Origin of the sequence: Streptomyces sp. NPDC057486, from assembly GCF_042802415.1 — a bacterium.
Taxonomy (GTDB): Bacteria; Actinomycetota; Actinomycetes; order Streptomycetales; family Streptomycetaceae; genus Streptomyces; species Streptomyces yanii.
This window is the reverse complement of record NZ_JBHVEE010000003.1, coordinates 108,636-131,700: the sequence shown is the minus strand read 5'-3', so window position 1 is coordinate 131,700 and position 23,065 is coordinate 108,636. Positions and strand designations below refer to the sequence as shown.

At 71.8% G+C, this 23,065-nt stretch carries 12 protein-coding genes; 4 read left to right on the top strand and 8 right to left on the bottom strand.

Features of this window, described 5'->3' with window-relative positions; genetic code table 11:
* Positions 1 to 207: 207 nt before the first annotated feature.
* From ACFU6I_RS03245 to ACFU6I_RS03235, 3 genes are all read left to right on the top strand, one after another.
* The gene (locus tag ACFU6I_RS03245) at positions 208 to 2,763 is read left to right on the top strand and encodes a S8 family serine peptidase (RefSeq protein WP_384360789.1); all 2,556 of its coding nucleotides are present in this window, start codon (positions 208 to 210) and stop codon (positions 2,761 to 2,763) included.
* A complete protein-coding gene (locus ACFU6I_RS03240; protein ID WP_384360787.1) occupies positions 2,760 to 5,642 on the top strand; it encodes a hypothetical protein in 2,883 nt (960 codons plus the stop codon). The genes ACFU6I_RS03245 and ACFU6I_RS03240 overlap by 4 nt, the downstream gene beginning before the upstream one ends.
* A 96-nt stretch (positions 5,643 to 5,738) precedes the next feature.
* The gene (locus ACFU6I_RS03235) at positions 5,739 to 9,095 is read left to right on the top strand and encodes an ATP-binding protein (RefSeq protein WP_384360784.1); all 3,357 of its coding nucleotides are present in this window, start codon (positions 5,739 to 5,741) and stop codon (positions 9,093 to 9,095) included.
* An 11-nt stretch (positions 9,096 to 9,106) separates the two neighbouring features.
* On the opposite strand, the gene ACFU6I_RS03230 is transcribed toward ACFU6I_RS03235, so the two are convergent.
* The 8 genes from ACFU6I_RS03230 to ACFU6I_RS03195 all read right to left on the bottom strand — a co-directional run bounded on the left by ACFU6I_RS03230 (position 9,107) and on the right by ACFU6I_RS03195 (position 21,511).
* Positions 9,107 to 10,993 carry an ABC transporter ATP-binding protein gene (locus ACFU6I_RS03230; protein ID WP_384360782.1) on the bottom strand — a complete coding sequence of 629 codons (1,887 nt, stop codon included), beginning with the start codon at positions 10,991 to 10,993 and terminating at the stop codon, positions 9,107 to 9,109.
* A gap of 234 nt (positions 10,994 to 11,227) precedes the next feature.
* A complete protein-coding gene (locus ACFU6I_RS03225; protein WP_384360780.1) occupies positions 11,228 to 12,475 on the bottom strand; it encodes an MFS transporter in 1,248 nt (415 codons plus the stop codon).
* A gap of 3 nt (positions 12,476 to 12,478) precedes the next feature.
* Positions 12,479 to 13,915, bottom strand: a complete 1,437-nt coding sequence (locus ACFU6I_RS03220; RefSeq protein ID WP_384360778.1) for a CitMHS family transporter — start codon at positions 13,913 to 13,915, stop codon at positions 12,479 to 12,481.
* Positions 13,916 to 14,036: 121 nt separating this feature from the next.
* Positions 14,037 to 16,286, bottom strand: a complete 2,250-nt coding sequence (locus ACFU6I_RS03215) for a molybdopterin-dependent oxidoreductase (RefSeq protein WP_384360776.1) — start codon at positions 16,284 to 16,286, stop codon at positions 14,037 to 14,039.
* Between the two features lie 216 nt (positions 16,287 to 16,502).
* The gene (locus ACFU6I_RS03210; RefSeq protein WP_384360772.1) at positions 16,503 to 17,123 is read right to left on the bottom strand and encodes a TetR family transcriptional regulator; all 621 of its coding nucleotides are present in this window, start codon (positions 17,121 to 17,123) and stop codon (positions 16,503 to 16,505) included.
* Between the two features lie 46 nt (positions 17,124 to 17,169).
* Complete coding sequence (locus tag ACFU6I_RS03205) at positions 17,170 to 18,453, bottom strand: hypothetical protein (RefSeq protein ID WP_384360770.1); 1,284 nt, start codon at positions 18,451 to 18,453, stop codon at positions 17,170 to 17,172.
* Entirely contained in the window at positions 18,450 to 19,307 is an 858-nt protein-coding gene (locus tag ACFU6I_RS03200; RefSeq protein ID WP_384360768.1) for a hypothetical protein, read from the bottom strand. The genes ACFU6I_RS03205 and ACFU6I_RS03200 overlap by 4 nt, the downstream gene beginning before the upstream one ends.
* Positions 19,304 to 21,511, bottom strand: a complete 2,208-nt coding sequence (locus ACFU6I_RS03195; protein WP_384360766.1) for a right-handed parallel beta-helix repeat-containing protein — start codon at positions 21,509 to 21,511, stop codon at positions 19,304 to 19,306. The genes ACFU6I_RS03200 and ACFU6I_RS03195 overlap by 4 nt, the downstream gene beginning before the upstream one ends.
* 186 nt (positions 21,512 to 21,697) lie before the next feature.
* Between ACFU6I_RS03195 and hmgA the strand changes: the two genes are divergently transcribed.
* Entirely contained in the window at positions 21,698 to 23,026 is a 1,329-nt protein-coding gene (gene hmgA, locus ACFU6I_RS03190; RefSeq protein WP_384360911.1) for a homogentisate 1,2-dioxygenase, read from the top strand.
* Positions 23,027 to 23,065 lie beyond the last annotated feature (39 nt).

Sequence of the window (23,065 nt, the reverse complement as noted above, 5' to 3'; positions counted from 1 at the left end):
CGGGGTCGGGGGGTGTCCGGCGGACCAGGGCCGGGGGCCGCGACCCGTCCGCCCCCGGTCCACCGGACACCCCCTCGTCACACGGTTCAGTAATTCGTCAGTAACGGCCTCCTCCTAGCGTCCCGGATCAGCCCGCCCCTCCCGTGCTTCCCCCTGACAGCAGGGGCGCGGCGGGCTCCCCCGTACCAGCCATGGAGGAGCACTCCGATGCATCTGCCCCGATCCCCGCGGCGCAGAACCGCCGCGTGGGCTGCGGCCGCGCTGACGGCCGCAGCCGTACTGACCGGCCCCGCTCCCGCGTTCGCGCAACCGCCCGCCGACGCGGGTCCGGTCACCGCGAAGGTCGACTCAGCCGTCCTCGACACCGTCGAGCACGGCAAGGAGTCGACCTTCTTCGTCGTACTGAAGCCCCGGGCCGACCTGTCGGCCGCCGAGGGCAGGCGCACCCACGCGGACAAGGCCAGGTCCGCCTTCACCGCGCTGCGCGAGAAGGCCGAGTCCAGCCAGGCGCCCCTGCGGACGTTCCTCGACAGGAAGCGGGTCGGGTACCAGTCGTACTGGATCGCCAACGCGCTCAAGGTGACCGGCGACGAGAAGCTCGTCACGGCGCTGGCCGAGCGCTCCGATGTGAAGAGCATCCGCAAGGAACGCACCTACCACCTCGACAGGATCGAGCAGAACTCGGTGACGGACGCCGCGGCCGACGCGGACCCCGCCGCCGCCGAATGGGGCGTCAAGGACATCAAGGCGGACCAGGTCTGGTCCCACTACGACGACCGGGGCGAGGGCATCGTCATCGCCAACGTCGACTCGGGTGTGCAGTACGACCATCCGGCGCTGGTCGGCAACTACCGGGGCAACCTGGGCGACGGCACGTTCAGCCACGACTACAACTGGTACGACCCGACCGGCCAGTGCACCGGCGGCGTCCCCTGCGACAACAACGGTCACGGCACCCACACCATGGGCACGATGGTCGGCGCCGGTGGTGTCGGCGTCGCACCCGGCGCCACGTGGATCGCCGCCAAGGGGTGCGAGTCCAGAAGCTGCTCGGACTCCTCGCTGCTCGCCGCCGGTCAGTGGATCCTGGCGCCGACCGACCACAACGGGCAGAACCCGAAGCCCGAAATGGCACCGGACATCGTCAACAATTCCTGGGGCGGCGGTGACACGACCTTCTACCAGGACATCGTCGAGGCGTGGAACGCGGCCGGGATCTTCGAGGCGTTCGCCGCGGGCAACGACGGTGACGGCACGACCTGTTCGACCGCCCACGCCCCGGGGTCGCAGGCCCCGTCCTACGGCGTCGGCGCGTACGACGTGAACGGGAGGATCGCGGACTTCTCCGGCTTCGGCCCGTCGCTGGTCGACGGCTCCGCCAAGCCGAACATCTCGGCGCCCGGCGTGAACGTCCGGTCCACCTGGCCGGGGAGCACGTACAAGGCCCTCAACGGTACGTCGATGGCGACACCCCATGTCGCGGGCGCCGCGGCCCTGTTGTGGTCCGCCGCGCCCTCGCTGATCGGGAGGATCGACGAGACCCGGGCGATCCTGAACGACGGCGCGGTCGATGTCGACGACACGCACTGCGGTGGCACGGCCGACATGAACAACGTCTGGGGCGAGGGCAAGCTCGACATCCTCGCCTCCGTGGACGCGGCCCCGCGCAGCGCGGCCACCGTGACCGGAACGGTCACCGACCGGGCGACCGGCAGGCCGGTCTCCGGTGTCACGGTCAAGGCGCAGGCGGGCACCGCCAAGCGCTCCGTGACGACCGCGGCCGACGGCACGTACAAGCTGAACCTCACCGCCGGCACGTACACCCTGGCCGTGAGCGGATACGGATACGCGTCCGCCACCGAGGACGGCTTCGTCGTCACCACCGGCGAGAAGGTCACCAAGAACCTCGCGCTGGACGCCGTACCGGCGCACGCCGTCTCCGGCACGGTGCTGGATGTCACCGGCAAGCCGCTGAAGGGGGCCACGGTGCGCTTCACGGACGCACCGCTCGCAGCCGTCACCAGTGACTCCGACGGCGCCTTCCGCTTCCCGTCGGTCGCCGAGGGCTCGTTCTCCCTGACCGCGACGCCCGCCGCTCCGGTGCTCTGCAACGGCGTCCTGACGACGACGGTCGCCGTGGACGGCGACGAGACGGTGAAGGCCGCACTGCCCAACCGTACGGACGCGGCGGGCAACAGCTGCGCACCTGCGACGTACAACTGGGTCAGCGGCAGGACCAAGGTCGCGCTTTCCGGTGACGAGAACGCCAGGACGGTGTCGCTGCCCTTCCCCGTCACCTTCTACGGCGTGAAGTACACCAGCGCCGGTATCACCACCAACGGCCTGGTCAACTTCCTGGAGCCGCGCCTCGGCGACTACACCAACACGGCGCTGCCCGGCGCCACCAAGCCGAACGGCATCGTCGCCGCCTTCTGGGACGACCTGACGGTCGACGCCAGGGCGAGCGTGAAGACGGCGACCAACGGTACGGCCGGCGCGCGCACATTCGCCATCGTCTGGGAGAACGTCGCGTTCGCCTCCGACACCTCGCAGCGCGTCACCTTCGAGGCCCTCTTCGACGAGGCGACCGGTGCGATCACCCTGCAGTACCAGTCCATCGGCACCGCCTCCCTCGAGACGGGAGCGAAGGCGACGATCGGCATCGAGAACCAGGCCGGTACGGACGCCCTGCAGTACTCCTTCAACGAGTCGGTCCTCACCGACAAGTCCGCCGTCCGAATCTCCTCGAAGGCGACGTCATGACCTCCACTTCACGGCGCGCCGTCCGGCTCGCCTCCGCCCTGATCGCGGCCGGGCTGGCGCTGACCGCCACGCCCGCCGCACATGCCGACAGCGACGGCGGCGCCGGACCGCGCGTCCTCACCGACGCACAGGCCGACCGGCTGGAGAAGCGGCTCCAGGGCGACTCGTTCGCCGGCGAGCAGCAGATCACGCCGCAGTCCACACCCGACTCCTCCCGGTCGTCGCAGAGTCCGCAGGGCACGGACGACACATCGGCCGACGGGAACCTGTCCCTCGAAGCGAGCTCGGACCTGGAGACCTACCGGGGACAGGCCGACACCACACAGCTGGCGGGCGGTCACGGGGACTACCTCGCCGTGCACAGCGCGGGCACCGTCACCCGCCTGACGGACGACGGCACGACGGTGTGGAAGCGGGACAACGCCTCGCTGTACGCCGACTGGCAGGTCCGGCCCGCACGCCCCTGGCAGGTGGAGCCCTACCCGGCCCGGATCACCATGGGCTACAACGCCGTCGCCCCGGCCGCCGACTTCTCCGACCGCGGCTACACGACGGGCGACCTCACCGGCGACGGCGTGGCGGACGTCGTCTTCACCGCGGACGTGGGCAATTCGCCGTACCGGCCGTTCACCGCGCCCGGATCGACGCTCTCCACGGGCACGTTCGTGACCGTCCTCGACGGAAAGACCGGCAAGACGGTCTGGACCAGGATCTTCGCGGACGCGCAGCAGGTCACCCTGGTCGGCGACACGCTCGTCGTCGGCGACCAGCCGTCCACCAACCTCAACGCACCCAAGGATGCCAGGGCGACGCTGCAGGGCTTCCGCTTCTCCTACGCCGACGGAAAGCTGACGCCGACCGACGCATGGACCTACGAGACCGGGCAGCGCGACGGGCGCTGGGGCTCGACCGGAGCGCTCGACGGCGGGCTGCTCGCCGTCTCCTGGAACAGGCGCAAGACCGCGACGACGGCCGCCGAGGGCCACACCCTGGTCCTGGACACCGCCGACGGCACGGTGAAGTGGCAGAGCGACGGGGCGCTCTACTCACGACAGCTGGCGTACGACTCCGCGCGGAAGCGGCTCGTCGCCGTCGAGCAGGCGGACTACCGCGACGGTGTGCAGTACCAGCTCGCCGCGTACGACCCGGCGACGGGGGCTCGCACCACCCTCGACACCCGGGTCAACGCCCTCGCGCTCGGCCTGCAGGTGGGCAACCTGAAGGGCGACTCCAAGCCGGAGTACGCGGTCAGCGAGGACACGCTCGACGAGTATCTCTGGGTCAACGCCTCGACCGTGCGCGCGCTGGACGGCGGGGACGCGTCCGAGCTGTGGTCGCGGACCGTCAAGCGGGACGAGTCCAATTCCAAGGACGGCGACTCCGCACTGGGTCTGAAGATCGTCGACGGGCAGGTGCTCGCCTCGTACATCACGATGCAGGACAAGGATGCGGCCGCCAACCCGGGTGGTACGCGTTACGGCAGGCTCGCGGCCATCGACGGGCGTGACGGTGAGGTCGCCTGGGAGAAGCAGGGCGGCCCCGTCGCCTCTCCGATCTACGCCCAGCCGTACCGCGTGGACAACGAGTGGCGGGTACGGACGGTCGACAACGAGCAGAACGTCCGCAGCTACCGGCTGAACGGCGGCCGCCAGACGTCGCTCACCCCGCTCCAGGGCGATCTGACCTCCGCAGTTGCCGTGGACGTGAACGGCGACAGGAGGCAGGACGTCGTGACGGGCGGCCAGTCGCACGGCCTGTGGGCGTACGACGGTCCGTCGATGGTGGCGGGCAAGCCCGAGGTGCGGTGGAAGACCACCCTGCCTGGGGCGGTGCACGGCGAGATCGTGCCGGCCGACACGGACGGCGACGGCGAGCGGGACGAGCTGGTCGTCGCGGCGGACTCCGCGACCGTGATCGTCGACGCGCACACGGGCCGGATCCTGCGGACCATTGACGGCAAGGGGCAGTTCGTCCGGTCGGTGGCCGTCGCCGATGTGAACCACGACGGCGCCGACGAGGTGCTCGTGCCGACGGACGCGGTCCGCGCGTACCGGGGCAACGGGAAGCAGCTCTGGTCGTACGCCCCCGAAGGCGCGGGAGTGGTCTTCTCCGACCTGGCGGTGGCCGAGGGCCGGGTCTTCGCCTCGTACAGCACGGTCGGGTCCCTCGACGCCGCCACGTCGGTCGTCGACGGCATGGCGCTGGACGGGAAGTCCGGCAAGGTGCTCTGGACCGCCGATCCGAAGTGGACCGGCGACCCCGACACCAGGATCTACGCCGCGGAACTGCACCACGGCGTCTTCGCCGACCCCGGGATCCCCTACGCGGACGGGCACGCGGTCGTGCACTCCTGGATCGTCAGGGAGGGCAGCTTCTGGACCACACTGATCGAGTTCCGTGATGCGCGGACCGGGAAGATCGTGCACACCGCGACCGGCGGCGGGGCCTGGACCACCGGCAACTGGTTCACGGGCGAGGAGGGAGCGGTCCTGGCCAGCACGGCCGCGCTGCGCACCTACGCGGGCGGCGACAAGGAGTACAGCATGTACACCCTGCCGACGCTGCACCAGGCCGGGTTCGGAACGGGCCCCGGCGGCAGGCGGCTCATCGTGGGCGGCACGGAGGCCGCGATCTACCTCTGGGACCCGGCGGTTCTCACCGCGGGCCACAACTACCCGGACCACCTGGCCAGGATCAACAAGTACGCGGTCCAGAACACCGTGGTGGCGGACCTCGACGGTGACGGCGTCGACGAGATCATCGGCCTCGGCGCGGACCAGACCGGGTACGACCGTACGATCGAACTCGCGGGCGGGCGCTATCTCCAGCAGAACGACCAGCTGCACGGACTGACGGTGGACTCGATCAGCCGGTCCTGACCCGGGGCCCCGGAGATTCCGGCCTCGGAGACCCCCGCGCACGGTGGCGCGGGGGTCTTCGGGCTGCCCGGGAACGGCGGTTACAGTGACTGCCTGATGAACGCAGCGCGCACCGCCGACCACGGCGAGCACTCCCCGCACATACCCCCGTTGCTGCGTGTACACCTTTTCGGCGGGTTCCGGATAGAACGCGACGGAGGCGCGCCACTTGCCGAGCGCTGGCCCCGGCCGAGCGCGCGCGCCCTCGTGAAACTCCTCGCCGTTTCCCCGGGACACCGCCTCCACCGCGAGCAGGCGATGGAGATCTGCTGGCCGGACGCCGATCCTCAGTCCGCGCTCGGCAGCCTTCGGGTCGCACTGCACGCGGCGCGCCGCGCCATCGAGCCCGAGCTCGTCCCGCGCGCCGCGTCCTCGTATCTGACCGGCGAGGGCGCTCTCCTGTCGCTGGACCCCCGGACGGTGTGGATCGACGCGGACCACGCCGAGGCCCTGGCCGAGCGCGCGCTCGTCAGTGGCAGCACGGCCGAACTGGCCGCCGCAGTCGCGGCATTCACCGGTGAGCTGCTGCCCGAGGACCGCTACGCACCCTGGGCCGAGACCCGGCGCGAGCGTCTCTCCGAACTGTGCGAGCGGGTGCAGCTGGCCCTTGCGGAGGCGTATCTCGCGGACGGCGAGACGGAACCGGCCACGGATGCCGCGCAGCGGGTCCTGGCGTCGGCGCCCGCCCAGGAGCGGGCCCATCGGGTCCTCATCGACACATATCTGCGGCAGGGGCTGCGCCGGCAGGCGGTGCGCCAGTACCACCTGTGCCGTGAGGCGCTCGACGCCGAGCTGGGAGTGCGCCCGAGCCCGGCGACGGAGCAACTCCACCTCCTGGCCCTCGACTCGGCAGCCACGGTGGTGGGCGCGGCGGCGGCCCCGGTCCTGCCCGCAGCTCTCCGCACACCGCCCGCGGCCCCGTTGCGTGGCCGGGAGGCCGACCTGGAGCTGCTGCTCGCCACGGACGGCCCGCCGGTACACCTGGTCGGCGGCGAGGCGGGCGTCGGCAAGACCCATCTCACGGCGGAGGCGGCCCGGCGGGCGGCCGAGGCCGGGACCACCGTGCTGTGGGGCGCGGGCCACGACGCGGAGGGCCACACGCCCTACGGCGCCTTCGTCGAGGCGCTGGATGCCTGGATCGCCGACCGGCCACCCGCCGACCGGGCCAGAATCGGTGGCGAGTACCCGGAACTCGCTTCACTGCTGCCCTCGTTGGGCCAGATCGGGATGGGCACGGAACGCAGCCCGGAGGAGGAGCGCGACCGGTTGTTCCGGGCGGCGGCCGGACTGCTGGGCGATCTGGCGGCGACCGCGCCCGTGCTGCTCGTGCTGGACGACCTGCACGCCGCCGACACGGGTACGTACCAGTTGCTCAGCCATCTGGCCCGGCGCGCGGTGGCCACGCGCACCGACTGGCGGTTCGCCGTGACGTACCGGGCGGAGGAGCTGACCGCGGCAGATCCCCGGCGCACCGTGCTGGACACCCTGGTACGCCAAGGTCTGGCCCGTTCCATGGAGTTGGGGCGACTGGGCCGTGACGCGTGCCTGGCGGTCGCCCGGGACGCGGGGGCCAGGGCCGATGTGGACCGGGTCTGGGAGCTGTCACTCGGCAATCCGCTCTTCGCCCTGGAACTGGCCCGCACCGCCCACGAAGGGGCGGACCCCGCCGCGCTCAGCGCCCCGGAGGGCGTGCGTCAGCTCGTGGCGGCGCGGCTGGCACGGCTGGGACCCGCGGTGCGGCGGGTCGTGGAGGCGGTATCCGTGGCGGGCGGCGGCGCCGCACTGTCCGAGGTTCTCGACGTCGCCGAGCACGGGCTGCATCCGCCGCTGTCGTCCGCCGAGGCGACGGATGCCGTGGACGCGGCGGTCGCGGCGTCGGTGATGACGGAACGGACCGTGGTGGTCGGCGGGCGGCCGCTGCCCGGTCTCGCCTTCCGGCACCCACTGGTCCGGCTCACCTGCTACGACGGGCTGTCCGCGGCCCGCCGCCGACAGCTGCACTCGGCCTACGCGGAGGCGGTGCTGCGGCGCAGGCCGGACGCCGTCGACACCCTCGCCTCACATCTCACCCGCGCCGACGACCCCCGGGCCACCCACTATCTGCGGCAGGCGGCCGAGCGGGCGGCAGCCCTGTGCGCCAACGACACCGCGGACCGCTACTACGCCGAACTGACCGCCCGGCTCGACGCGCTGGCCGCCGATGCGGCGCAGGCGAGGATCGACCGCGGCGCCGTGCTGCGCCGGATGGCCCGCTACCAGGAGGCGGCGGCGGTTCTGCGCGAGGCACTCGACGACATGGTGCGGCGCGGCGACGAGGACGGACAGGTGCTGGCCGCCGCACGGCTGACCGAGGTGCTGGTGAAGTACCGCGGGACCGACGAGGGCGAGGATCTGCTGCGTGCCTATCCACCCGGTCCGCACACCCCGCCGCTGGCCGCCGCGACCCACCATCTGGCGGCGGCGGTGCTGCGGTTCGTGACCGGCCGGTACGAGTCGGCACACGCCGCGGCCTGTACCGCGCAGGAAGCCGCGGACGCCATACCGGGCAGCGAACGCCGGGGGCTGCTGGCCCGCGCCCTCGGGATGCAGGCGACCTCGCTCGGGCTCGCGGGCCGGTTCGCACAGGCCCGTCCGGCGGCCGATCTGGCACTGCCGCACGCCGAGGCCTACGGCGACCAGGAGTTGCTGGCCACCGTCCTCTCCGTACTGCGCGAGCATGCCCGGCGGTCGGGCCGGCTCGCCGAGGCGGTCGCCTCCGGGCGGCGGGCGCTGCGGCTCGCCGAGCACACCGGGGATCCGACGGCAGTCGCCTTCGAGCGGGCGAACCTCGCCGAACTACATCTGTTGCTGCGGGAGTTCGGCGAGGCGCGGGAACAAGCGGAGGCGGCGGTGCGGGAGACCGGCGAGCAAGCCACGTGGTGCACCCCGTACGCCCTGGCCGCGCTGGCCCGGGTCCGGATGGGCGCCGGCGAGTCGGGCGCGGCGGAGCTGCTGACCCGTGCCGGGGAGGTGGCCGAGGCGCAGGGCGACCGGCAGGCGGTGCACGAGGTACGGGCGGCGCAGGCGGAGCTCCTGGTCCGCGAGGGCCGCCCGCAGGAGGCCCTCGCTCTGCTGACCGGCGGGAGCGGCCCCGGCTCGGCCGCGCTGCTGTCCTGGGCGGAGCTGCTGGCGGGACAGCCGGAGCGGGCGGTGCGGCTGGCGGCCGCGGAGACCGTACGCGCCGAGGAGGTCGGCGAGCGGCTGTCGTTGACCGAGGCGCGTACGGTACATGCGGCGGCGCTCGCGGCGCTGGGCCGCGAACGGGAGGCGCGCGAGGAGTTCGACCGGGCAGCGGCACTGGCAGCCGAACTCCCCTACCCGGCAGGGACGTTCGCGGTGGAGCAGGCCCGTGGGACGGACTGGACGACCGGCTGACTCAGCGGTGGTCAGCCCAGACCGGCGGGCTCGGCGCCGGGGCGCTCGAACTGGGTGCGGTACAGCTCCTCGTACCGGCCGCCGGCCGCCAGCAGCTCCTGGTGGGTGCCGCGTTCCACGATCCGGCCGCTCTCCACGACGAGGATGAGGTCCGCCGCCCGTACGGTGGAGAGCCGGTGGGCGATCACCACCGCGGTGCGTCCTTCGAGCGCCTCCACGAGGGCTTCCTGGACGGCCGCTTCGGATGTGTTGTCCAGGTGGGCGGTGGCCTCGTCGAGGATGACGACGCGCTGGCGGGCCAGCAGCAGCCGGGCGATGGTCAGCCGTTGGCGCTCGCCGCCGGAGAGCCGGTAGCCGCGTTCACCGACGACGGTGTCCAGTCCGTCGGGCAGCGAGGCGACCAGTCCGTCCAGTCGCGAGCGGCGCAGGGCGTCCCAGAGGTCCTCCTCGGTGGCTTCGGGGCGGGCGAGGAGAAGGTTGGCGCGGACCGACTCGTGGAAGAGGTGGCCGTCCTGGGTGACCATGCCGAGTGTGTCACGCAGGGTGTCGGCCGACAGGTCGCGTACGTCGATGCCACCGATGCGTACGGCGCCCTCGTCCGTGTCGTACAGCCGGGGCAGCAGCTGTGCGATGGTCGACTTGCCCGCGCCGGACGATCCGACGAGGGCCACCGTCTGGCCCGGTTCGGCGCGGAACGAGACCCCGCGCAGCACCTCGTCGCCGCCGCGGGTGTCCAGGGTGGCGACGTCCTCCAGCGAGGCGAGGGAGACCTTGTCGGCGGAGGGGTAGCCGAAGCGCACGGCGTCGAACTCCACGGACACCGGGCCCTCCGGGACCGTCCGCGCATCGGGCTTCTCCCCGATCAGCGGCTTGAGGTCGAGGACCTCGAAGACCCGCTCGAAACTGACGAGCGCGCTCATCACCTCGACGCGCGCCCCGGCGAGTGCGGTGAGCGGCGCGTACAGCCGGGTCAGCAGCAGGGCCAGGGCGACGACGGCGCCCGCGTCCAGCTGCCCGCGCAGCGCGTAGAACCCGCCGAGCCCGTAGACCAGGGCGAGTGCCAGCGCCGATACGAGGGTGAGTGCCGTGATGAACGCGGACTGGGCCATGGCCGTACGGACACCGATGTCGCGCACCCTGCCCGCCCTGGCGGCGAATTCGGCGGACTCGTCGGCGGGCCGCCCGAAGAGCTTGATGAGCGTGGCGCCGGGTGCGGAGAAGCGCTCGGTCATCCGGGTGCCCATCGCCGCATTGTGGGCGGCGGCTTCGCGCTGGAGTCTCGCCATCCGTGTGCCCATCCGGCGTGCGGGCAGCACGAACACGGGCAGCAGCACCAGCGCGAGTGCGGTGATCTGCCAGGAAATGCTGAGCATGACCCCGAGGGTGAGCAGCAGCGTGACGACATTGCTGACGACGCCGGACAGGGTGTTGCTGAAGGCGCGCTGGGCGCCGATGACGTCGTTGTTGAGACGGCTGACGAGCGCGCCGGTGCGGGTGCGGGTGAAGAACGCGATCGGCATGCGCTGGACGTGGTCGAAGACCGCGGTGCGCAGGTCGAGGATCAGCCCTTCGCCGAGGGTGGCCGAGAGCCAGCGGCCGACCAGCCCGAGTCCCGCCTCCGCGACGGCGATCACGGCGATGAGCACGGCCAGCCGCGTGACGGTCCCCTCCTCCTTGCCGGTCACGATCGCGTTCACGACGCGGCCGGCGAGGACGGGGGTGGCGACCGCGAGCAGTGCCGTGGCGACACTCAGCAGCAGGAACAGGGCGACCCGCCGCCGGTGCGGTCGGGCGAACGCGGCGATGCGCCGCAGAGTGGCTCGGTCGAAGGGGCGTCGGTCCTGCTGCGCGTTCATGACGTTGTGGAGCTGCGTCCACGCGGTGGCTTCCATGCTCATGGAAGGAACGTACGACCTCGACCCGGCTTGAGGTCAACGTACCGCTCCAGGGCCTTCCCGATGGCAAGGCCCTGGAGCGGTACGGCTCAGACGTCGAGCCCCTGGATCTCCTTCGGCAGGGGGCAGATCCGGCGTCCGCGAGCGCCGCAGTGGGCTGGAATCGGCCCACTGCCCCGGGTGGTGGGAATGACTCGCGCGGAGGTGAGGCGCAAGAGGGCCTGCGAGCCGGAAGTGTCAGGTGAGGTTCCGGTTCACCGAGGGCTGTTCAGGCCGGGCAGGGGCCGTGTCGGCGGCGGGCCCGGGGGCGCGCCCGCCCCGTACCCCCAGTCCCGCCGCCACCAGCAGGAGCACGCCCAGCATCACGAACGGCGCGGCGGTGCCCGCCACCCCGGCGATCAGACCGGCGGACGCGGGGGCGGCGACCTGGCCGAGGCGGTTGCCGGTCAGCCTGAGGGCGAGGGCGGTGGAGCGGGCCTCCGGCGGGGCGGCCCGGACGACGGTGGTCATCGACAGCGGCTGGCCGACTCCCAGGCAGAAGCCGAGCACGGCGAGCATCGTGGCCAACGCCCAGACGGGGACCGGCAGGGCAATGCCCGCGCAGAGCAGTCCGGCCAGCAGGCAGGTCGTGGTGAGCAGTGCCGTGCGGCCGAGGACGCGAAGCATCGGCGTCATGACCAGGCGGCAGGCGATGGTGGCGGCGGCGCGCAGGCTGAGCAGCAGACCGATGGTGGCCGGGGCGATGGCGCGGTGCTCGCCGATGACCGGCAGATACGCGGTGAGGATGTCCGTGGCGGAGAGCACGGCGAGGCTGATGAAGATGCCCGCCGGGACGCCCCGGGTGCGCAGGATGCGGCCGACCGGTACCTTCGCGGCGGGCGCCTGGGCTCGGACGCCCGGGGCGGTGCGGTGTTCGATGCGCCAGAGCGAGACGAACGACGCGGTGGCGACGGCCGCGGAGACGACCAGCGCGAGTGCGCTCGTACGGCCCAGGAGGCCGTCACGCTCGGAGATCACGTACCCGGCGGCGATCGGCCCGATGAGCTGACCGAGGGAGGCGCCGATGGTGAAGTGGCCGAAATTGCGGTCCTGTTCGGCGGGCGCGGACTGACGCGCGACGATCGACTGGGCGCCGATCACGAAGCAGAGATGGCCGAGTCCCATGACGCCGCTCCAGGCCGCCATCGCCGGGAGGGAGCCCGCCGTACCGCTGAGGGCGCAGCCGCCGGCGATCAGGACGACGCCCAGGGGCAACAGGGGTGCGCACCGGCCGTGGTCCGTCCGTCGCCCCAGCGGGACGGCGGCGAAGAGCGGGAGGAGCGCGTACACCCCGGTGATCACGCCGATGGCGCGTTCGTCCGCACCGAGCGAAAGAGCCCGGTAGGAGACGGCGGGCCGCGCCATCGACACCGCCCCCTGCGCGAAGCCGAAGGCGATGACGAGGCGCAGCAGCCAGCTCCTGCCGGGCCCTTCCGTATGGTCCATGGGTCAGATGATCCCGAAGAGGAGACCGGCGCAGAGCACCACCAGTGAGGTGAGCGCGGCCCACTTGACGGTGAACCTGGTGTGGTCGCCGAACTCGACCTTCGCCATGCCGACGAGGACGTAGACGGCGGGGACCAGCGGGGACGACATGTGGAGCGGCTGACCGATCAGGGAGGCGCGGGCGATCTCCAGCGGGGAGACGCCGTGGGCGGCGCCGGCTTCGGCGAGCACGGGGAGGACGCCGAAGTAGAAGCCGTCGTTGGACATGAAGTACGTGAGCGGGATGCTCAGGATGCCGGTGACGATCGCCATGTGCGGGCCCATGCCGTCCGGGATCGCGCCGACGAGCCAGTCCGCCATGTGCTTGACCATGCCGGTGCCGGAGAGCACACCGGTGAAGACGGCGGCGGCGAAGACCATGCCGGAGACGTTGAGGACGTTGTCGGCGTGGGCCGCGATGCGGGCCCGCTGGTCGGGCATGTGGGGGAAGTTGACGGTGAGGGCGAGGGCCGCGCCGAGCAGGAAGAGCACCGGGATCGGCATCAGTTCCATGATCATCGCGGTGAGGAGGGCGACGGTGAGACCGGCGTTGAACCAGTAGAGCTTGGGCCGCAGGGTGGCGCGGTTCGGGTCGAGGCCCTTGAAGCCCTCGTCGTCCACGTCGCCGTCGTGCGCCACTGCCGCCGTGTGCTCCGCGTCCGTGCCCGTACCGGCTCCGCCGGAGTTCTTGCGGGTACGGTCGCTGCCGCCGCCCGCACCGGCGCCGGTGCCTGCACCGACGAGAACCGTCTCGGGCTCCTGGACGATGGCCTCGTCGAGGGTGAGGGTGCCCAGCCGCTTGCGCTCGCGCCGGCCGAGGACGACGGCCAGGAGGATGACCGCGAGCAGTCCGACGCCGAGGGCCGGAATCATCGGGACGAAGATGTCGCCCGCGTCCAGCTTCAGGGCGGTGGCGGCGCGGGCGGTGGGGCCGCCCCAGGGCAGGGTGTTCATGACGCCGTTGGCCGTGGCGGCGACACCGGTCATCACCACCAGGCTCATCTTGAGGCGCTTGTAGAGCGGATACAGCGCCGAGACGGTGATCATGAAGGTGGTGGAGCCGTCGCCGTCCAGCGAGACGATCGCGGCGAGCAGCGCCGTACCGACGACGATCCGCATCGGGTCGGCCTTGCAGAAGCGGAGAATGCCGCGGACGATCGGGTCGAAGAGGCCGACGTCGATCATCACACCGAAGTAGACGATGGCGAACATCAGCATCGCGGCGGTCGGCGCGAGGTTGCCCACGCCGTCGATCACATAGTCACCGAGCTTGGCGCCCTGTCCGACGGCGACACAGAAAAGTGCGGGGATCAGGACGAGCGCCGCGATCGGCGACATCTTCTTCATCATGATCAGGACCAGGAAGGTCGCAATCATGGCAAAGCCGAGGATTGTCAGCATGTGGGATACCTATCGTTCACCCTTGAACTCCCACCGGAGTCGGCGGTGCGGATGACGTTAGGGCGCGACTCGCAGCCTTAACAAGACGTTGACATGCGAGCAATACGAGCAAAACCCCAGGTCAATGGCTTGGTGCCACCGAGACGGGGATGCCGTTGAGCACGGCGGTGCCGGACAGCCGGTCGAGCAGGGTGCCGTCGAGAAGCTGATTGACGTTGACGCCGGGGGCGGTTGCCGCGACGGACATCCGGGTGCCGGGGCGGTCGTGCCCCCAGCCGTGCGGGAGGCTCACCACTCCGGTCCGCACGCTCTCCGTGATCTCCACGGGCGCGGTCAGCGCACCACCGTCCGCCGTGACCGTGGCGGAGGCGCCGTCCGCCAGTCCGAGCCGGGCCGCGTCCTCGGGGTGCATCTGCAGGGTGCAGACGTTCGAGCCGCCGCGCAGCGCGGCGACGTTGTGCATCCAGCTGTTGTTGGAGCGCAGATGGCGGCGGCCGACGAGGACGAGCGAGTCGGCCCCGCGTTTCGTCGCCAGGGCGCTGCGGAGCCTGGGCAGATCGGCGGCGATCGGCGCGGGAAGGAGTTCGATGCGTCCGCTGCGGGTGGCCAGGACCTCCGGGACGCGGGGTCGGAGCGGGCCGAGGTCGATGCCGTGCGGGTGGGTGAGCAGCCGGTCCAGGGTGAGGCCCTCGGGGTCGGCGCCGAAGCCTTCGCCGTAGGGGCCGAGGCGGAGCATCAGATCGAGGCGCCGCTCCGGTCCGGTGCGTCCGGTGAGCGCGGCGGCGAGCTCGGCGGGGGTGCGCCCGTGGACGGGCGAGTGCGGGTCGCCGACGGTCCTGGCCAGCACCCGGTCGATGATCATGGCATCCACGGCGGACGGGTCGGCTCCGTGCATCCCGGAGACGGCGAGGACGAGCCGGGCGAGGATCTCGCTCTCACCGAGCAGACCGTCGGCGAGCGGGACGGCGGGGCGGGTGTAGCGGACCTGGTTGCGTACGGCGAGGGTGTTGAACGCGAAGTCGAAGTGGGCGCTCTGCGAGGGCGGGGGCGGGGGCAGCACCACATGTGCGTGGCGCGAGGTCTCGTTGAGGTACGGGTCGACGCTGATCATGAAGTCGAGCCCGCTCAGGGCGCGGTCCAGACGGTCGCCGTCGGGGGCGGAGAGCACGGGGTTGGCGGCGAGGACGATCAGGGCGCGGATCCGGCCCTCCCCCGGGGTCTCGATCTCCTCGGCGAGGGCGGCGATGGGCAGTTCGCCCTTGGCCTCGGGGTGTCCGGAGACCCGGCTCGCCCAGCGTCCGAGCGTGAAGCCCTTGCCGGGGGCGGCGGGGCGCGGGGCACGGGCGGTGGCCGAGAGCGGGAAGAGGGCACCGCCGGGGCGGTCGAGGTTGCCGGTGAGGATGTTGAGGACGTCGACGAGCCAGCTGGCGAGGGTGCCGTGCTCGACGGTGCAGCTGCCGATGCGCCCGTAGACGGCGGCGGTGGGGGCGGCGGCCAGTTCCCGGGCGATCGTACGGATGGTCACCGCGTCCACGTCGCACGCCTCGGCGACCGCCTCCGGCGTGAACTCCCTGACGGCTTCGGATACTTCGTCGAGCCCCTCGAGATGGCCGGCGAGCGTGCCGGGGTCGGTGAGCTTCTCCTCGAAGAGGACATGGGTGAGCGCGGCCAGGAGGAGTGCGTCGGCGCCGGGGCGGATGGCGACATGCCGGTCGGCGAGGCGGGCGGTGCGGGTGCGGCGCGGGTCGACGACGGTGAGGGTGGCGCCGCGTTTGCGGAGCGCCTTGAGCTTGCCCGGGAAGTCGGGGGCGGTGCAGAGGCTGCCGTTGGATTCGAGCGGGTTGGCACCGAGGAGCAGCAGATGGTCGGTGCGGTCGAGGTCGGGCACCGGGATGGCGTTCGGGTCGCCGAAAAGCAGTCCGCTGGAGACGTGCTTGGGCATCTGGTCGAGGGTGCTCGCGGTGAAGAGGGCCCGGGTGCGGAGCGCGGAGAGCAGGGCGGGCGGGTAGAGCGCGCCGGCCATGGTGTGCACATTGGGGTTGCCGAGGACGACGCCGACGGCCTGTTGCCCGTGCCGCTCGGTGAGCGGGGGCAGTGCGGCGGCGATCGCGCCGAACGCCTCACCCCAACTCGCCTCCCGCAGCACGCCGTCCTTGCGGACGAGGGGGGTGCGCAACCGGTCGGGATCGGCGTCGAGGCCACCGAAGGACGCCCCCTTGGGGCAGATGAAGCCCCGGCTGAACACGTCGTCCCGGTCGCCGCGGGCTCCGGTGACCCGTGTCCCCTCGATGGTGAGGGTCAGTCCACAGGTGGCTTCGCAGAGGGGGCAGATGCGCAGGGCGGTACGGGTGGTACGGGACTCGTGCGGCATGGGCCCTCCCCGGGGCGGCGACTGCGGTGGCGCGCGAACGTGGGCAAGCATCGCCGAGCATACCGACCGGTACGCATGGTGGGGAGGTGTTGTCGGGTCGACATTGGCGGGTGGGGGGTCCCGTCGGATTCTCGCGAGATGCGGTGAGATGCGGTCCGGACCCCTGCGGCGCGGACCGGCGCCGTCCGGCGCGACGAGGTGCGGTGCGTTGCGGGTTCAGTCCAGGACCTGGGCCAGATACGCCTGGATCAGGACGCGGGTCTCCGCGACGATCGCCGGATCGCCCGACGGATCGGTGCGGAAGGCGAGTTGGAGGAGTGCGTCGGCGGCTTCGACGCAGACCAGGATCGTCCGGAGCAGATCCTCGTCGGCACTGCGCCCCAGATGGCCGGAGAGCAGCTCGGCGAGGCGCTCCGCGACGCGGTGATTGGCGTCGGAGGCCGGGTCGTGCACAGGGGCCGGGGCGCCGAAGTCGACGAGGGCGAAACCGGGGACGGAGCGCTTCATCGCCAGGTATTCGTCGAGCACTGCGTCGATGGCGCCGCGCCAGTCGGCGGACGGGATCGCGGTGAGGCGACCGGTGATGCGGTCCGCGTAACTGTCCAGATTGCGCCGGGCCAGGGCGTCGGCGAGGGCGCGCTTGTTGGAGAAGAACCGGTAGACGGAGCCGATCGGGACTTCCGCGCGGGCGGCGACGGCCCGGGTGGACAGCTGCTCGTAACCGGTCTCGTCGAGGAGTTCGGCGCAGGCGTCGAGTATCCGGGCGAGGCGCTCGGCGCTGCGCTGCTGCACGGGTGCGCGGCGGAGGTTCGTATTCGCATGGGGCACGGGCTCCATGATGCCGTGACTCTCCTCTGCGGGACGGGCGGGTGCGGACCTGCGGTCAGGCGAGAAGCAGGGTCAGCCCTCCGACGGTGTACGCGATCATCAGTGCCAGCAGGGGAAGTTGCCCCGCGACGGCACGGGCGGGCGGGAAGAGGCGCACGGACCGGTCGTGGGCGGCGACGACTCCGAGGACGTGCCCGACGACGATCGCGGCGACCTGGAGCGTGGCGATGCCGCCGGGGGCCAGGGGCGGATCGGGCGGGACGGGAGAGTCAGCACCGAGCGCCACCATGACCGTGTGCGGCCCTTCGGTCACGAAGAGCGTGAAGTAGTGGGCGACGAGATAGCCGAGGGCGATCGGGACGAGCGAGTGCGCGAAGACGGTGAGGGGGTGGCGGAGCCGACCGGAGATCAGCCGGGTGGCACCGGCGCAGAGGGCATAGAGGGTGGCGACGAGGGCGACGGCGGCGAGCAGCCCGAGCGTGGCCGCGGTGGTGCGGCCCAGGGGTGAGGTCTGGACGGCGGTGATCCAGGAGGGGGCGCCGGAGAAGCCGTCGTAGGCGGTGGAGCCGAGCATGACGCAGACGGTGGCGACGAGACCGGGGGTCTGCGGGGTGGCGTCGAGTCCGTTGAACGGGGAGCGCAGGACGAGGCGGCGGTCGGCGGGCCTGCGGCCGAGGGGGGAGAGCCGGGCGAGCAGGCCGGAGTAGACCTCGAAGGCGTCGGCGTGGTCGAACCAGCGGGCGCCGTGGCGGGCGGCGCCCGCGAGGTGGACAGCGCCGTACGGCACGAGGAAGAGAAGGAGTGCGGTGGACGACGCGGGGTCCGGGGCGACGAGTTCGAGCCAGGTGAAGGCGAGGAGTCCGGCCGCGGCGGGCCACAGACCGAGGCGTACGGGAAGGGGGCGGCCCGCAGCCGGGTCGCGGGCCAGTGCGCGGCAGACGAGGAGGTGGAGCGTGCGCAGGGGATTGAGGAGTCGCCAGACGGGACCGAGGAGGAGCGAGGCGGGGACGAGCCCGACCCAGAGGAGCACGTAGACGGAGCCCGCGGCCGGGTTGCGCTCCGGACCGTCCGGGCCGAGGAGGAGATGGAGGAGGACGAACAGGGTGGCGGCCAGGCCGACGGCGCGCCCGGCGACACGGGTGGGGCGGGCGTCGGCGAGGCGTTGGAGAGGGACCGGAAGCGGGCGGCCCGCCCGGTCGCCCCGGAATCGGGAGGCGGGCCAGAGCAGGCCGAGCCCGAGGAAGGAGACGAAGAGCGCGGCGAAGGCGCCGGCGAACGCGTAGAAGGGGGACAGCGGCAGGTCGTGCCGGGAGCCGATGCCGTGGGCGAGGACGCTCACCGTACGACGAGTTGGGTCAGGAGCAGATCGGACTCATGGGTCTCGACCTCGAAGAGCCCGGTGCGGTCGGCGGTGAGGGTGAGGGTGGTGGTCCGCCCGGCGGCCAGGCGCGCCTCCTTGTCGTAGCCGTGGACATGGAGGGTGTCGGCACGGTCGGTGCGGACACGCAGCTCGATGCGCTGCCCCTTCCTGAGCTCGGTGCGGCCGGGGGCGGGGCTGACCTTGCCGTGAGAGATGGCGATCTCCAGAGTCCGGTCGGGGCGGGGAGCGGCGGGGGTGCCGGCGGAAGGAGTGGTGGTGAGAGGCGTGGTGCCCTGGATCGGTGTGGAGTGCACGGCCCAGGCGGTGTGATCGTCGGCGTACAGCCGGGCCGTGAGGGTGCGGCCGCCACCCGCCTCGCGGACGAGGGCGTCGGGAAGGTGGTACCAGGGGCCGTAGAGCCGGGCCAGGGGGTGGCCGTCGAGGAAGAGCCGGGCGTGGCCGCGCCCGAGGAGCGCCGCGCCGCCGACACTGTCCGGGCTGAATCTGAAGTTCCGTACGGTGAGATGGACGTTCCACCCGTCCTCGGAGTCCGGCCGTACGGCGACGGTCACCGCGGGGGCGCCCGTGGCCTCGACCTGGCGCAGCCGGTGCCCGGATCCGTCGTCCGCGGTGAGGAGCCGGCCGACGCTGCCGCCAGCCTGTTCATGACTGGTGCCGGGCCTGTGGTGGGTGGTGGGCCGCCCACCGCAGGCACTCGCACCGGACACGAGGACGCCCGCGGCGAGAAGGGCGACGGCGAACCGGGGGAACGCCGTGCGCGATGTGAGCGACGTGAGCCTGTCGAGTCGCAGCGGGCGGAAAGATCGCCTCATGACCGGTCCCCGTCCCGTCCGGAGCCCCGGTGGGACCCGGAATCCGTGCCCGGCCCGGAATCGGCCCCGCGTCCGGAACCCGCGCCGTGGCCCGCATTCCTTCCCGCTCCCGCACCGGCACCGGCCCCCGCACGGTCGTCGCCCGGCGTGTCCCCCGCATCGGGGTTCGTGTCCGCGTCCGGCCCCGGGTCCGCCTTCCTCCGCACCGCTCGTTCCCCGTGCCGCGCCGAGGCCGCCACCGCCCACACCACCCAGATGGCGCCGAGGAGACCGCGTATCCAGGCCGGGCCGACCGGGATCCACGGGATCATCAGGACGGCCTTGTCGAAGGCGTCGAGCAGGGTCAGGACGCCCAGCACCACCGTGGTCCAGCCCAGTCCGGGCCGCTCGCCGCGCAGGACGAGCCCGATTCCGGTCCACCACGCCCCGGTCAGCAGCAGCGCCGCCGCAGGCAGATGGGAGGACGCGAGGCCCGTCGTCGCACCGGCCACATCCAGCCCGAGGCCGATCACGCCGAGCAGGGTGGCCGCTGTGGCGAGCCGGCTGTGCCGCAGACGGCGCCACCAGAGCACCCCGCCGACCAGCGTCAGCACCAGGGCGACACCCAGTGCGATCTGCACCTCGATGCGCTCGATGCCGCGTGCGCCGTACCAGTCGCAGCCGGCCGGCAGCCGCCGCGCCTGCACGTTGTAGTCGGCACAGACCAGCAATTGGGCGAGTTTGACCGGTTCGCCCACCAGCCGGTCGGTGCGGACGGAGACCGCGCCGCGCGCGGCCCCGCACGCGGGCAGCGAGCGCGGCGTGGACGGTCCGGTGTCCGACTGCCAGCAGTTGCTGTCGCCCTGGCCGTCCCACCACACATCGGTGCGGTTGGGCCGGGAGCGGCCCGCCTTGTCCGTGCCGAGGTGATTGTTCGCGTACCGGTTGTGGTGCGAGGTGTCGGCCTGCTTCGCGAGGGCGCTCTCGCCGCGGATGAAGGCGGGGACGGCGCTCAGGAAGAAGGCGGCGCGCCGCTGTCCGTAGATCCAGTTGTTCTCGTAGATGTTCCAGTTGCCGCCCGCGGTGATGATGCCGGTGCCCGGCGGCATGGAGATCTGCGGGCAGACGACGCCGTCCTCGTAGCCGCGCTCGACGGGCGGCTTGGCGCAGGTTCCGTCGGCGACGTACGGGTAGTAGTCGGCGTTGTTGTCGTGGATCAGGTTGCGTTCGAAACGTGCGTGGTTCTGCGGGAGTCCGGGGTGGCCGGGGAAGGCGCTGTCCATCGAGGCGCCGCCCATGTTGTGGTCGAACTCGTTGTCGTGGACGTAGACGGAGTCGCCCGCCGTGCCGGAGTAGCCGACCATGTTGTGGTGGCTGCGGCAGCCGGTGATCTCGATCGAGTAGCGCGGCACGTCGTAGCCGTATCCGTCATTGATGTCCGACGCGCTGCCGGGGTAGATGCCCGAGTCGCCGTTGCCGTACGACTCGCAGTTCTTGTACAGCCCGTGGTCACTGGCGAAGGTGAGGAAGCCGTACTCGTCGTTCCACCGGGTGAGGACGTCATCGATGACGAAGCCGTCCTGGGCCAGCACGTACAGCGAGTTGAACGTCGTGCGCTGGGCGGTGAAGTTCTTGAAGTAGATGCCGTCGGAGCCGTCCGAGCGGATCGCGTTGAGTTTCCGGTACTTGGCGTCGATGACGACGTCGGTGCGCTCCGCCCCGGTCCCCTCGATCTGGAGCTGCTTCTTGCCGAGGATCGCCACCAGGTTCTGGTTGTGCGGACACTGCTTCTGCTGCGCGTACGACAGGATCTGGTAGCCGAGCTGCGAGTCGGGCGCCTTGAGCCTCGCGCACTCCCCCGTCGGCCCGGGCAGCGAGGGCTCCTCCTCGTACAGGCCGGGCAGGATCGCGATGTTCATGCCGGGTCTGCCGACCTTGTCGACGGCCTGTTGCAGATGGCGGTAGCCGGACTTCAGGCACCGGTCGAAGAGTTCGAGGTTGCGTGCCCGGAGCTTCGCCGGGAAGCCGGATATCCGGCGTTCGAAGTCGGCGCGGTCGCTCTTGCAGACCAGCAGATCGGGTTCTCCGGCGCGGTGGACCGGGACACTGCCGGATCCGTCGGGCAGGGTGACCGGCCGTTCCTCGTGCGCCTGGGCGGCCGGGGCCGCGAGGAGTGCGGCGGCCAGTGCCGCCAGGACCACCAGAAGTCTTCGTGTCCACGACATGTGCGGGAGAGTAGAGCATTGTTCAACTTTTGAGACCCCCTCCTGCACGACGGATCAGAAGAATTCCGTCACGACCCCGCACCGGATCCGCGACGCGCCACCGCCCTGCCCCGTTGACGTGCCCCGATCTGATTCCTACGGTGTCCCATAGGAATTCTTCGGCACCGGGAGCGCGGCATGGGCGGCATCAGCGGCATCGAGCAGGCGAGGAAGACGGCGGAAGCGCTTGCGCACTCCCCCGGTTTCGGCAATGAGCACAGCTCCGAGGCGGTCGCGGGGGCGCTGCCGCAGGGCCGCAACTCGCCGCAGCGAGCACCCCTCGGCCTCTACGCCGAGCAACTGAGCGGCTCGGCCTTCACCGAACCGCGCGCCCACAACCGCCGTTCCTGGCTCTACCGGATCCGTCCCTCGGCCGCCCACCCGCCGTTCGTCCGGATCGACAACGGCGCGGTGCGCACCGCCCCCTTCACCGAGTCCGTCCCCGATCCGAACCGGCTGCGCTGGGACCCGCTCCCCGACCCCGCGCCCGGCACGGACTTCCTGGCAGGGCTGTGGACCCTCGGCGGCAACGGCGACGCCACCCAGCGCACCGGCATGGCCGTGCACCTCTACCACGCCAACACAGCCATGACCGACCGGGTGTTCAGCGACTCCGACGGCGAACTGCTGATCGTCCCCGAGCGGGGCGGCCTGCTGCTCCGTACCGAACTGGGCCTGCTGCGCGCCGAACCCGGCCACATCGCACTGATCCCCCGCGGTGTCCGCTTCCGGGTGGACCTCCTCGACGACTCCGCCCGCGGCTATGTCTGCGAGAACTACGGACAGCCGTTCACCCTCCCCGACCTCGGCCCGATCGGCGCCAACGGTCTTGCCAACGCCCGGGACTTCCTCGCTCCCGTCGCCGCGTACGAGGACACGGACCGCCCGGTCCAGGTGATCAACAAGTTCTGCGGCAACCTGTGGTCCGCGACGTACGACCACTCGCCGCTCGACGTCGTCGCCTGGCACGGCAACCACACCCCGTACGTCTACGACCTGCACCGCTTCAACGTCATCGGCTCCATCAGCTACGACCACCCCGACCCGTCGATCTTCACGGTGCTGACATCGCCGTCCGACACCCCCGGTCTCGCCGGTGTGGACTTCGTCGTCTTCGCGCCGCGCTGGCTGGTCGGCGAGGACACGTTCCGGCCGCCGTACTTCCACCGCAACGTAATGAGCGAGTACATGGGGCTGATCGAGGGGGCGTACGACGCGAAGACGGCCGGCAGGGGTGGCTTCGTGCCGGGCGGCGGCTCGCTCCACAACATGATGTCGGCGCACGGCCCGGACCGGGAGACCTTCGACCGGGCGAGCGCGGCGGAGCTGAAGCCGCAGAAGATCGACGACGGTCTTGCCTTCATGTTCGAGACCCGCTGGCCGGTCACGGCGACCGGACAGGCGGCTACCGCCGACCACCTGCAGCGCGGGTACGACGGCGTGTGGCAGGGTCTCGAACGTAACTTCCGGCCATAGGCGAAGCCACCGCTTCCGGCCCCCGCTCGTCGCGTCCGC